A 12543-nucleotide genomic window follows, 5' to 3' on the forward strand; every position below is an offset into this window, starting at 1 on the left:
GTCGAAACTCCCGTCGTCGATGCCGACCCAGCCGTAGCGGAAGTCGCGGACCTCTCCGGGCAAGAAAACCCGCGCTCCCCTCATACCTCTCCCTCCCGGCGACGAATACCTGGCAGACGGCAAGACGTCCGACAGACAGCAGCCCAGGGAGCCCTCATGACGGGACAGCGGCTAGAGGTGCGGAAGACGACCCCCGCCCACCTTCCCGGAGAGTCCGCGGATTCCTCGGCCGACGGTACGCAGGAGATATTCGCCCAGCTGCTCGCCGACGTGGTCCACGTGGAGGAGGTGCACCCGGACAGTCACTTCTTCAACGACCTCGGCGCCGACTCCCTCGTGATGGCACACTTCTGCGCGCGGGTCAGGAAGCGGCCGGACCTGCCGTCCGTGTCGATGCGCGACATCTACCGGCATCCGAGCGTCGGCGCCCTGACGGCGGCGCTCGCGCACACGCAGAAGTCGGCTCCCGAGCCCGCGACGACCGTGTGCGAGGCGCCGGTGACGCGGGCGCCGCCGACGGGCCGGCCCCACCATGTGCTCTGCGGCGCATTGCAAGTCCTGAGCTACTTCGGCTACGCGGGGCTCCTCGCCGTCGTCACCGCCCTGGGCTACGACTGGATCTCCGCCGGAACCGGCGTACTCGACACCTACCTGAGGTCCGTCGCGTTCGGCGCCGTGCTCCTCGTCGTCCTGTCCGCCCTCCCCGTGATCGCGAAGTGGCTGCTCATCGGCCGGTGGACGCCGACCCGGTTCCGGGTCTGGAGCCTCGTCTACGTCCGCTTCTGGCTGGTCAAGGCGCTGATCCGGGCGAGCCCCCTCGTCCTGTTCGCCGGCACACCGCTGTACCCCCTGTACTTGAGGGCGCTGGGGGCGCGCATCGGCCGAGGAGTGACGTTCCTGTCGCGCGGCCTGCCCGTGTGCACCGATCTGCTGACGATCGGCGACGGCACGGTCGTCCGCAAGGACTCGCTGCTCAACTGCTACCGCGCCACCGACGGAGTGATCGAGACGGGCTCCGTCGCCCTCGGCCCCGACGCGGTCGTCGGCGAGGCGACCGTCCTGGACATCGGCACCTCACTCGGGCGCGGCTCCCAGCTGGGCCACGCCTCCTCGCTGCACACCGGCCAGGCGGTCCCGGACGGCGAGCGCTGGTACGGGTCACCCGCGCAGCCGGGCGGCCCCGACTTCCGCCGGGTGGAGCCCGCCCGCTGCGGCACCGCACGGCGCGCCGGCTACGGAACCTTCCTGCTCCTGACGGCGCTGCTGGTCTACCTGCCGCTCGCGGTGGGGATGGTCGACGTACTGCTCGGCCGCGTCCTGGTGGGTGCCTCGGTGCCGGGCCAGGGACGCGTGACACCGGCCGGCTGGGTGTTCTACGCCGACCTGCTGGTGATCACGTCCGTGACCTTCTTCGGTGCCGTGCTCCTCGCGATCGTGGTCGTGGGGACCGTCCCGCGTCTGACGAGCAGATGGGTCGTCCCCGGCCGGACGTACCCGCTCTACGGCCTTCATCACGGCCTGCACCGGGCGACGGCCCTGATCAGCAACCGGAAGTCCCTCACCCGACTGTTCGGCGACAGCACGAGCATCGTGCACTACCTGCGCTGGATCGGGTACGACCTGTGCCGGATCGAGCAGACCGGCTCGAACTTCGGCACCGTGGTCAAGCACGAGAGCCCCTTCGTCAGCGTGGTCGGCACCGGCACCATGGTCGCCGACGGCCTCTCGCTGATGAACGCCGAGTACTCGGGCTCCTCGTTCCGGCTGACGCGGACCGCCATCGGCGCGCACAACTTCCTCGGCAACCGGATCGCCTATCCTCCGGGCGGCAGGACCGGCGACAACTGCCTCCTGGCGACCAAGGTGAACATCCCCCTCGACGGTCCGGTGCGGCACGACGTCGGGCTGCTCGGCTCCCCCTCCTTCGAGATCCCGCGTTCGGTGCCGCGGGACAGCACCTTCGACGAGCTGAAGGAGGGAGACGGACTGCGCCGCCGGCTGGCGGCCAAGAACCGCCACAACGCGACGACGATGGCCTGTCACCTGTTCACGGGCTGGCTGTTCTTCTTCTGCGTCACCCTTCTCTACGCGTCGGCGGGGAGCCTGTACCCGCAGTGGGGCACGGCGGTCATCGCGCTGGCCAACGCCGTCCTGCTGCCCTTCGCCCTCATGTACGTCGTCCTGGTGGAGCGGGCCGTCATTGCCCTGCATCCCCCGGGACCGCTGTTCTGCTCGATCTACGACCCCCGGTTCTGGCTGCGGGAACGCTACTGGAAGATCCCCTTCGAGACGTACTTCCCGGTCCTCAACGGCACACCGTTCAAGAGCGTCGTGTGGCGCATGCTCGGTGTCCGGGTCGGAGCCCGGGTCTTCGACGACGGCTGCAGCCTGACCGAGCGCCCGATGGTCACCATCGGCGACGACTGCACGCTCAACGCGGGCAGTGTCGTGCAGTGCCACTCGCAGGAGGACGGCACCTTCAAGTCGGACCGCAGCGTGATCGGCTCCGGCTGCACCCTCGGAGTCGGCGCCCTCGTGCACTACGGCGTGACGGTCGGCGACGGGGCGGAACTGGCGGCGGACGTGTTCCTGATGAAGGGCGAGACCGTGCCCGCCCGCGCCCGCTGGGTGGGCAATCCGGCCCGCCCCGTATCCGACGGCGGCGGAGGCGAATCGTGATGGCGACCGTGACGACCGAACGGCACGCCCCCGTTCCCGAGGCTCCGGCCGACGGCGGCGGAACGGCCGTACCGCGCTGGACGCGCACACCCGTGCCCGGCACGGCCGAGCACACCGTCACCCTCCCCGACGGCCTGACGGCGGCCCTGCACCGGCGGGCCGGTGAACTCGGCGTACCGCTCACCGCGATCGTGCTGGCCGCGCACGCCAAGGTGCTGTCGCTGCTCTCCGGCGACCGCACGGTCCGTGCCGGGCACCTGACGTCCGCCGGCCCCGGACCGCTGCCCTGGGAACTGACGATCCGCCCCGGCACCTGGGGCCGACTCGTCCACGCGGCCCGGCGGGCGGCGCCGGCACCCACCACTCACCCGCGGCCCACGCGCCGCTTCGAGGCCGTCCTCGACCCGACCGGCGACGCGTCCACGACCCTCCCCGACGGCACCGTCCTCGCCGTCACGGCGGGGGAGCGGGACGGCCGGCGCGTGCTGCGCCTGCGCTACCGCACCGACGCGCTGGACGCGGGCTGCGCAGCCCGGATCGGCGGATACCACCTGGCCGCCCTCGAACAGATCGCCGCCGACCCCGACACCCCGCACGACCTGCGGACCCTGCTCTCTCCCGACGAGGTCCGCTTCCAGCTCGACGGACTCGCCGGACCGCGCAGGGACCTGCCCGACCGCCGCGTCCACGAACTGTTCGAGGAGCGCGTCCGGAAGCACCCCGAAGCCGTCGCCGTCGTACACCGCGACCGGCACTGGACGTACCGGGAGCTGGACACCCGCGCCAACCGGCTGGCACGTGCCCTGCTCGCGGAGGGGGTGCGCCCCGAGGACGTGGTCGCGGTGGCGACCGAGCGCGACCTGAACTGGACCGCCGCCGTACTCGCCGTCCTCAAGGCCGGCGCCGCCTACCTGCCCGTCGACCCTCACTACCCGCCCGACCGCGTGACCACCATGCTCGGCCGCGCCGGCTGCGACCTCGTACTCACCGAACCGGACAGCACGGCCAACCTGGACCGGGCCCTCACCTCCCTGCCCCGCACCCGCGCACTGCCCGTCCCGGACGTCACCGAACGGCCCACCGACGGCACGGCCCCCGGCCTGCGCGTACCGGCCCACGGGCTCGCCTACGTCTTCTTCACATCGGGCTCCACCGGCGAACCCAAGGGCGCGATGTGCGAGCACGCGGGCCTGCTCAACCATCTCCACGCCAAGATCGACGACCTGGGCATCGGCGAGGGCACGGTGGTGGCGCAGACGGCGTCGCAGTGCTTCGACATCTCCCTGTGGCAACTGCTGGCGGGTCTGCTGACCGGCGGACGCACCCTGTTGATCGGCCAGGACGCGATCCTCGACGCCGACCGCTTCCTCGACACGATCACCGAGGGCCGGGTCGGTGTCCTCCAGCTCGTCCCCTCCTACCTCGACGTCGTCCTGAGCGCGCTGGAACGCCGCCCCCGCGAACTGCCCGACCTGCGGTGCGTGTCGGTCACCGGCGAGGAGCTGAAGGGCGAACTCGTCCGGCGCTGGTTCGACTCCGGGCCCGGGGTCCGCCTGGTCAACGCCTACGGACTGACCGAGACGTCGGACGACACCAACCACGAGGTGATGGACGAGCCGCCCGCCACCGGCCGGACCCCACTGGGCCGCCCCGTCCAGAACGTGCGCGTCTACGTCGTCGACGACCGCCTCGCTCCCGTCCCGCTCGGAGCCCCGGGAACCATCGCCTTCTCCGGCGTGTGCGTCGGCCGCGGCTACGTCAACGACCCGGAGCGCACCCGCACCGCCTACCTGCCCGATCCGCACCGGCGGGGCGCACGCCTCTACCTGGGCGGCGACATCGGCCGCTGGCGGCCCGACGGCAAGCTGGAATTCCTCGGCCGTGCGGACGCGCAGGTGAAGATCCGCGGATTCCGCGTCGAACCCGGCGAGGTCGAGAACACGCTGCTGAGGGTCGCCGGGGTCCGGGACTGCGCGGTCGTGGTGACCGGCCCCGAGGGCCACGGCCGGCAACTGGCCGCCTTCTGCGCGGGCGACCCGGGCGTATCCGCCGACAAACTGCGCGAGCGGCTCGCGAACCTGCTGCCCGCGTACATGGTCCCCGCCGCCTTCCACCGGGTGGAGAGCCTGCCGCTCACCCCCAACGGCAAGACCGACCGGAAGGCGCTGGCCGCACTCGCCGAGGAACCCGGCGCCCCCGACCACGACCACGGGCGCCCGCGGACACCCACCGAGGAACGGCTCGCGGCGGCCTGGGCGAACGTGCTCGGCCTGCCACCCGACCGGATCGGCCGGGGCGACGACTTCTTCGCGCTGGGCGGCACCTCCCTGTCGGCGGTGCGGCTCGCCGTCGCCCTCGACCGGGCGATCTCCCTGAGCGACCTCACCGGCCATTCGGCGCTCGCCGATCTGGCCCGCCTGCTCGACACCCGGACCGGCGCGGCATCCGCCGCACCGGCGGCCGGGACCTGAAGAGACACCTCCGAAGGAGGACCCCATGCTGTCCGCACTGTTCCGCAAGCACCCGGCCGCCCCGACGCAGGTCCCACCCACCGGGATCATTCCGGCACCGGACAGTGACGCACCGCCGGTCCTGGAGGCCCAGGGCTCTCCCGACCCCGCGGCCTGGGTGGCCGAGCACCGGAACACGCTGAACGGCCTCGTCGCCGAGCACGGCGCGGTGACGGTCCGCGGTCTGGGCCTGCGCGACCCGGCCGGTGTCGAGGCGGTCCTCGACCGGCTGGCCGCCGCTCCGATGACCGAACGGGAGGGCTTCGCCGCCCGTGACCGCCACGCGGAGGGCGTCTACTCGTCGTCGGCATGGCCGCAGAACCAACCGATGTGCATGCACCACGAGATGAGCTACGCGACCCGGTGCCCCGGACTCCTGCTGTTCGCCTGCCTCCGGCCGCCCACCGCGGGCGGCGCCACCGCCGTGGCCGACTCGGCCGCCGTACTGCGGTCGCTGCCCGCCGAGGTGGCCGACCGGTTCGAGCGGGAGGGCTGGATACTCACCCGCGCCTACCACGACGAGATCGGCACCACGCCCGCCCAGTCCTTCGGCACCGACGACCGCGCCGGGGTCGAGGCGTACTGCCGCGCCCACGCCATCGACTGGTCCTGGCAGCCGGACGGTTCGCTGCGCACCCGGCAGCACCGCGGCGCCGTGGTCCGCCACCCGGTCTCCGGTCTGCGCTGCTGGTTCAACCAGATCGCGTTCCTCAACGAGTGGACGACGGCCCCCGAGGTCCGGGAGTTCCTCGTGGAGGAGTACGGGCCCGACGGCCTCCCCTTCAACACCCTGTACGGCAACGGCGACCCGGTGCCCCCGGACGTCGTCGAGCAGATCAACAAGACCTACGAGGCGCACACGGTACGCCGGCCCTGGCAGGCCGGGGACCTGATGATCGTGGACAACATCCGTACCGCGCACAGCCGGGAGGCGTACGAGGGACCGCGCGACGTGCTGGTGGCGATGGGGGACCCCGTACTGCCACACGCTCAAGGATCCGAAGGGACAGCGACATGACCACCGTACGACCCGGCACAGCCGCAACCGCGCTCGCGGACACGCCGTCCGTGCCGCCCTTCGCCGTCATCCCCGGCAGTCAGGTCCAGGAGGCCCTCCAGGGAGAGGAGAAGGCCGTGGTGGACGTCGTGGAGGAGACGTACCGCCTGCACGGTGCCGGCCGCACCGTCAACCCGCCGTCCTCCTTCCTCCGTTTCACCGACCGGCCCACCGCACGGATCATCGCGCTGCCCGCCTCCCTGGGCGGCGACAACGGGGTGGACGGCATCAAGTGGATATCGAGCTTCCCCACCAACGTCCCCTCCGGCTTCCCCAGGGCATCGGCGGTCCTCGTCCTCAACGACCACGACACCGGTTACCCCTTGGCCTGTCTGGAGAGCTCGATCATCAGCGCCGCCCGGACCGCCGCGTCCGCCGCGTCGGCCGCCGACCGGCTGAGCCGGGGGCGAGTCCGCCCCGCCCGGCTGGGTTTCGTCGGAGCGGGCCTGATCGCCCGCTACATCCACACGTACCTCGAAGGCACCGGCTGGTCCTTCGACACCATCGGCGTGCACGACGTGTCGGCCGAGAGCGCGGCCGGCTTCCGGACCTACCTGGAGCAGTCCGGGGCCGTCGGCCGGGTCACGGTGTACCGCGGCGCCGAGGAACTGGTCCGCAACAGCGACCTGATCGTCTTCGCCACCGTCGCCGACCGGCCGCACATCGACGACCCGTCCTGGTTCCGCCACAACCCGGTGGTGCTGCACGTGTCCCTGCGCGACCTGGCCCCCCAGGTGCTCCTGTCCGCCACCAACATCGTCGACGACATCGACCACTGCCTCAGGGCCTCCACCTCACCCCACCTGACCGAACGTCTCACCGGCAGCCGCGCCTTCCTGCACGGCACGCTCGACGACGTGATGGCCGGCCGGGTGACGGTCCCGGCCGGACGGCCGGTCGTCTTCTCGCCGTTCGGCCTGGGCGTACTCGACCTCGCCGTCGGCAAGTTCGTCTACGACGCGGTCGCCCGGTCCGGGACCCTGCGGATCATCGACGACTTCTTCCACGAACTGCGGCGCCACGGCTGAGGACGGCCCGCCGCACCCGTCATACCGAGGAGAGCATCGTGCCAGTCATCACCACCCCTCAGGCCTTCAACGAGGAGGACCTCTACGTCGACCTCGCACCGATGCTCGGGCACCCGCTCTTCCTGAAGTGCGAAGGCTTCAACTTCGCCGGTTCGATCAAGCTGAAGGCCGCGAACGAGATGGTGGAGTCCGCCGAGCGCGGCGGGACCCTGACCCGGGACTCGATCCTGGTGGAGTCCTCCTCCGGCAATCTCGGCGTGGCGCTGAGCATGATCGCGGCGAGCAAGGGATACCGGTTCGTCTGCGTGACGGACTCCCGCTGCAACCTGACCACCCGGCTGATGATGGAAGCCCTGGGCAGCCAGGTGCACGTCGTCTCCGACGAGCACACCGCCGGGGGCCTGCTGGGCGCACGGCTGGCCCATGTGCGCGCCCTGTGCGCCGCGGACGAGCGCTATGTCTGGCTGAGTCAGTACACCAACGCCGACAACTGGCGGGCCCACTACTTCCGGACCGCTCCCGCCATCGCCCGCCGGTTCCCGCGACTGGACGTGCTGTTCATCGGCGTCGGGACCACCGGCACCCTCATGGGATGCGCCCGCTGGTTCCGCTCCTGGCAGCGGCCGGTACGGATCGTCGCCGTGGACAGTGTGGGCTCCGCCATCTTCGGCGACCCGCCGGGCCGCCGGATGATCCCGGGGCTGGGCATGAGCACCCGGCCGCCGCTCCTCGACGAGGCGTACGTGGACGAGGTGGTGCGCGTCGAGGAGGTGGACACCATCCGCACCTGCCGTGCTCTGGCGCGGCGCGGTTTCCTCTTCGGCGGTTCCACCGGCACCGTGGTCAGCGGCGCGGCGAGCTGGCTGGCCCGGCACGGGACACCCGGCCTCACCCCCGTGGCCATCGCACCGGACCTCGGCGAGCGCTACCTCGACACCGTCTACCAGAGCAACTGGGTACAGGCCCTCTACGGCGACGACGCCCTCGACCCGGGGCGACCGCCCGGCGGTGCCGAGTACTTGACGTCCCTGCCGTCCGTGCCGTCCTCGCGGGTCACGCGGGGAGGGAGATGACGCCGAGAGGCGTGGTGGTGGGCTGTGGTGATCCGCCGGCGGGTTCCACCGTGATACCGACCGTGGTGGCCCCGCCGAGCGGCCCCTCCATCACGTGGGCCAGGTCCCCGCCCGCGCCGGACAGCAGACCGGCCGGCCGGTGCTCGGCCCCCTTCCCGTACCAGAGTTCGTAGACCTGGTCGCCGCTGAGCGGTGGGAGGCCGGACGCGATGAACGCGGCCTCGCCCTCGGCGCGCGAGGACACCACGCTCGCCGTCGCGCCGTCCGACAGCTTCGCGGTGCTGATGGTGGCGTCGGAGGCGGCCAGCACACCGGCGAGCGCGTCGGCGCCGGCCCGGGCCTCGTGGATCTGTTCCCGGGCCGTGTCCGCTTCCGACTGCTGCCACCAGGCGACCCCCCCGAGGGCCGCGGCCGCCGCGACGGACGCCGCGAGGGCGAACCCCAGCGCGCGTCGGCCTCTGCGCCGACGCCGTGCCGCGAGAGCGGCGGCCTCGGCCTGAGCATGGTCAGGGGCGACGCGGCGCTCCTGACGTACGGTTCCGATCTGCGCGAGCACCCGCCGCCGCACCTCCGGGGACGGCGCCCGGTGCTCGGCCGCGCCCAGCAGGGCCGTCGTCGCCGCCAGTTCGTCGGCCTCCTCCCGGCAGGCCGCGCAGCTCGCCAGGTGGTTCTCGAAGGCGGCCTCCTCGTCGGGGGGCAGAGCGTGCAGCGTGTAGGCACCGACGTCGAGATGCGGGTCGCCGCCGCCCACAGTCATGATCCCGTCTCCACACACTCGCGCAGGCGCCGCAGCCCCTGACGCATCCGTGACTTGATGGTGCCCGCCGGGATGGCGAGGGAATCGGCCACCTCCGCGTAGGTCAGCCCCTCGTAGTAGGCCAGCACCAGGGGCAGCCGCAGTTGCCGGGACAGCTTCTCCAGGCAGCGGAAGACCGTGCGGTGCTCCTCCCGCTCCTCGACCTCCTCGGCGACGGCGTCGAAGGGCCGGTCCAGCTCCGCGGCGCCGGTGCGCAGCTCACGGGCCCGGCCGGAGACCACGGACCGCACCCGGTCCACGGCTCGCCGGTGCGCGAGGGTCAGCACCCAGTTCCGGGCGGCTCCCCGCTCCGGGCGGAACCGGTCGGCGGTACGCCACACCTCCACCATCACGTCCTGGGTCACCTCCTCCGCCTGCGCCTCGTCTCTCAGCACCCGGAAGACCAGTCCCATCACCGGCGGCGCCAGGGTGTCGTAGACCCCGGCGAACGCCTGTTCGTCGCCGGCGGCGGCACGGGTGAGCAACTCGTCCACCCGGCTCTCGCCGGATGACCGTTCCGTGCCCGGCCGCCCGTCGCTCTCCGCGCCCGTTCCGGCTCCGTCGTCCATGGCCGCTCCTCCGTGCTCTGCTCGACACTGGGGCATCCCAGCGGGGAGCGCACGCGGTCGGGAGCCGTCTGCCTGACGCGTTCACCTCCTTGCCGGACGACGGGAGGTGTGGGGGGCCGCACGGCCCTCACTCATGGTTCGTAGCCGTCGCCCCCTTGGATGCCGATCGCCCGCACTCGCCGCCCCAGGTCACTCCCGGGTGGACGACCCCAGCAGTTCGGCCAGCACCTCCTCCGGTTCGCGGCTCATGTTGCGCAGCATCACGGTCTCGTACCCCTCGTCGCCGAGCACCGAGCGGACGGTGCTCTCGTAGTGGACGCGCACCGGGCCCAGCTCCGGCGTGCCGCGCTGGGGGTGCCCGACCGAACTCCACAGGGTCTCGCCGACGGCGTAGGCCTGCGCCGCGGGCTCGGCGGATCCCTCGGCCGCGAGCGCCGCCGCCAGCACGTCCAGGCCCAGCGCCAGCCCGAAGCCGTCACCGATGCGGCGCTTGCCGTCCAGCATCGAACGGGCGTACGTGACCGCTTGTGGCGCACGGTCCTGGAAGAGCGAGATGAGGGCCAGCTGGTAGTCGGTGTAGGCGCGGGTCCACCATTCCCCGAGCGCGACGCAGTCCGCGCGCAGGGACTCGGCCTCCTCCCGCGCCCGGTCCAGGAAGCCCTGGCCGGTGAGGGCGAAGACCCGGACGAGGCGGCACATCATCGCGCCCGGGGTCGTGACACCCGCCGACCGCGCCAGCGTCAGGTCGGCCGTGTGCCCGGCGGCCATGGGGCGCCCCGTGAGCAGATGGATGAGGCCCACCAGGTACGCCGACCGCAGCAGGCCGTCCGCGTCCTCCGCCTGCTCGGCCTCACGCCCGCAGGCCTCCGCCAGGTGGCTCGCGACCTGGATGTCCCCGCGCAGGACCTGGGCGACGCCGAGCGCCCACAGGGCCCGGACCCGCGCCGGGCCGGTTGCCTCGGGCAGGGTGAGGGCGTCCTCCAGATAGTCGGCGGCCTCCGGGAGGTGGCCGCAGCAGCTCCAGAAGAACCCGAGCAGGCCGGTCAGCTCGACCGCGGTGCCGGAGCGCCTGGTGAGGTAGTGGTCGAGCGCGGCGCACAGATCGGCGTGGGCGTCCTCTACCCACCGGTACCAGCGGGTCTGGTCCGGGCCCAGCCAGCCCGCGTCGGCGAGGCGCGCCTGGTCCAGGAAGAACCGGGCGTGCCGCTCGGACACCTCCCGCGCTTCCCCCAGTTCGTCGAGCCACATCCGCCCGTACTCGCGGACGGTGTCGAGCATGCGGTGGCGGCCGCCGCGCACGGTCAGGACCGACCTGCGCTCCAGGCCCTGCAGTGCCGACGCCAGCAGCGGTGGGGTGAGCGGGCCGCCGCCGCACACGGCGAGCACGGTGTCGGCGTCGACCGGGCCGCGGAAGACCGACAGCCGGGCCCACAGCAGGCGCTCGGTCGGGGTGCACAGCTCGTGGCTCCAGCCCACGGTGGTGCGCACCGCGCGGTGCCGGGGCGGGCCGGCGCTCCGGTCCGCGGCGATGTCCAGGCGCGAGAGCAGCGCCTCCTCGACCTCCCCGATGTTCTGGTCGGCCAGGTGTCCCGCCACCAGTTCGACCGCGAGCGGGATGCCCTGCAGCCACCGGCACAGGCGGCCCGCGGCGAGCAGATCCGTGGTTCCGTCCAGGGCGACGCCGAGCGCGGCGGCCCGGTCACGCAGGAGTTGCACCGCGTCCGTCTCCGCGGGGAGCGGGTCGACCTCTATGACCCGTTCGCCGGTCAGACCGAGCGGCTCCCGGCTGGTCGCCAGCACCGTCAGCCCCGGACTGGCCCGGAGCAGCCGGTCCACCAGGTCGCGGCAGCCGCTCGTGACGTGCTCACAGGAGTCCAGGACGAGCAGGCGTTCCTGGTCGGCGAGCCATCTGCCCAGCGCGTCGACCGGGTCGATCGCCGTGTGGTCGGAGAAGTCGAGCGCGTCCGCGACCGTGGCGGTGAGCAGCCGGTCGTCGGGCAGCGGCCAGAGATCGGCCCACGCGACCGCCCGGCCGCCGGCGTCGTGCACCCGGTCCGCGGCCTGGAGGGCGAGCCGGCTCTTGCCGACCCCGCCCACCCCCGTGAGGGTGACGAGGCGCGGCTCACGCAGCGCCTCGTCCAGGCGGTCCAGTTCGTTGGCGCGGCCGACGAAACCGGTCGGTATCTCAGGGAGGTTGCTCAGCACGTACCCAGTCTGTCGTGCCGGTCCGTGTTCAGGGGAGACCTTCGGCCACGGAGCGACCCGCCGCACGCGGCCGCGTCACCCGACCGGGGGACGCCCGAAACCGTTCTCGAAGGCATCCGCCATCGACATCGGGGCATCCGGCACCTACGGCAACTCACCGGAACGGAAACAGAGATGAGAGTGACGACGTGTCGTTCCCCGAACACCCCGGAACTCCCGGCAACGCCCACCAGACGCACCACGACGCCGACGTGAACCGCTCCAACGGCATGGCGGTCGCCGCCCTCGTCCTCGGCATCCTGGCCGTCCTGCTCTTCTGGACCGTCATCGGCGGTGCCCTGCTCGGTCTGCTGGCCCTGGTCTTCGGCATCATCGGCGCACGCAGGGCGCGCGGCGGACGGGCGCCGCGCCGTGGGATGTCCATCGTCGGCGCCGTACTCGGCGTGCTCGGTCTGATCGCCTCCGTGGTGATCATCGCGATCGGCGCGTCGATCCTCAACTCGGACGAGTTCAAGGACTTCGACGACTGCGTCCAGCACGCCGACTCGCAGAGCGAACGAGACGCCTGCGCCGACGACTTCGAGCAGGACGTGAACAACTGACGGGGGCTGCTCGCGGCGATGCCC

9 protein-coding genes are annotated in these 12543 nt (G+C 72.4%); 6 read left to right on the top strand and 3 right to left on the bottom strand.

What is annotated here, in order from left to right; translation table 11 throughout:
- Window positions 1-156 precede the first annotated feature (156 nt).
- Genes ACFWR9_RS23095 through sbnA form a run of 5 tightly spaced genes read left to right on the top strand, consistent with a single transcriptional unit; the run spans window position 157 to window position 8347 of the window.
- Window positions 157-2679, top strand: a complete 2523-nt coding sequence (locus ACFWR9_RS23095; protein WP_383845207.1) for a Pls/PosA family non-ribosomal peptide synthetase — start codon at window positions 157-159, stop codon at window positions 2677-2679.
- Window positions 2679-5150, top strand: a complete 2472-nt coding sequence (locus ACFWR9_RS23100; protein ID WP_383845209.1) for an amino acid adenylation domain-containing protein — start codon at window positions 2679-2681, stop codon at window positions 5148-5150. Before ACFWR9_RS23095 ends, ACFWR9_RS23100 begins: the two co-directional genes overlap by 1 nt.
- Window positions 5151-5175: 25 nt before the next feature.
- Window positions 5176-6207, top strand: coding sequence for a TauD/TfdA family dioxygenase (locus tag ACFWR9_RS23105; RefSeq protein ID WP_383845211.1), 1032 nt, complete (start codon window positions 5176-5178; stop codon window positions 6205-6207).
- On the top strand, window positions 6204-7274 hold the full coding sequence (sbnB, locus tag ACFWR9_RS23110; protein WP_383845213.1) for a 2,3-diaminopropionate biosynthesis protein SbnB: 1071 nt from the start codon (window positions 6204-6206) through the stop codon (window positions 7272-7274). Before ACFWR9_RS23105 ends, sbnB begins: the two co-directional genes overlap by 4 nt.
- Window positions 7275-7312: 38 nt before the next feature.
- On the top strand, window positions 7313-8347 hold the full coding sequence (gene sbnA / locus ACFWR9_RS23115) for a 2,3-diaminopropionate biosynthesis protein SbnA (protein WP_383845215.1): 1035 nt from the start codon (window positions 7313-7315) through the stop codon (window positions 8345-8347).
- Here sbnA and ACFWR9_RS23120 read toward each other — a convergent pair.
- The 3 genes from ACFWR9_RS23120 to ACFWR9_RS23130 all read right to left on the bottom strand — a co-directional run bounded on the left by ACFWR9_RS23120 (window position 8328) and on the right by ACFWR9_RS23130 (window position 11917).
- Window positions 8328-9104: an anti-sigma factor domain-containing protein gene (locus tag ACFWR9_RS23120; RefSeq protein WP_383845217.1), complete on the bottom strand. Its 777-nt coding sequence runs from the start codon at window positions 9102-9104 to the stop codon at window positions 8328-8330. The genes sbnA and ACFWR9_RS23120 overlap by 20 nt on opposite strands.
- A complete protein-coding gene (gene sigK, locus ACFWR9_RS23125; RefSeq protein ID WP_383845219.1) occupies window positions 9101-9712 on the bottom strand; it encodes an ECF RNA polymerase sigma factor SigK in 612 nt (203 codons plus the stop codon). Before sigK ends, ACFWR9_RS23120 begins: the two co-directional genes overlap by 4 nt.
- Before the next feature lie 189 nt (window positions 9713-9901).
- A complete protein-coding gene (locus ACFWR9_RS23130) occupies window positions 9902-11917 on the bottom strand; it encodes an ATP-binding protein (protein ID WP_383845221.1) in 2016 nt (671 codons plus the stop codon).
- 188 nt (window positions 11918-12105) lie between these two features.
- On the opposite strand from ACFWR9_RS23130, the gene ACFWR9_RS23135 reads away from it, so the two are divergent.
- Complete coding sequence (locus ACFWR9_RS23135; RefSeq protein ID WP_383845223.1) at window positions 12106-12519, top strand: DUF4190 domain-containing protein; 414 nt, start codon at window positions 12106-12108, stop codon at window positions 12517-12519.
- The last annotated feature ends 24 nt before the right edge of the window (window positions 12520-12543 follow it).

It is taken from the genome of Streptomyces sp. NPDC058534 (genome assembly GCF_042717365.1).
GTDB lineage: Bacteria > Actinomycetota > Actinomycetes > Streptomycetales > Streptomycetaceae > Streptomyces.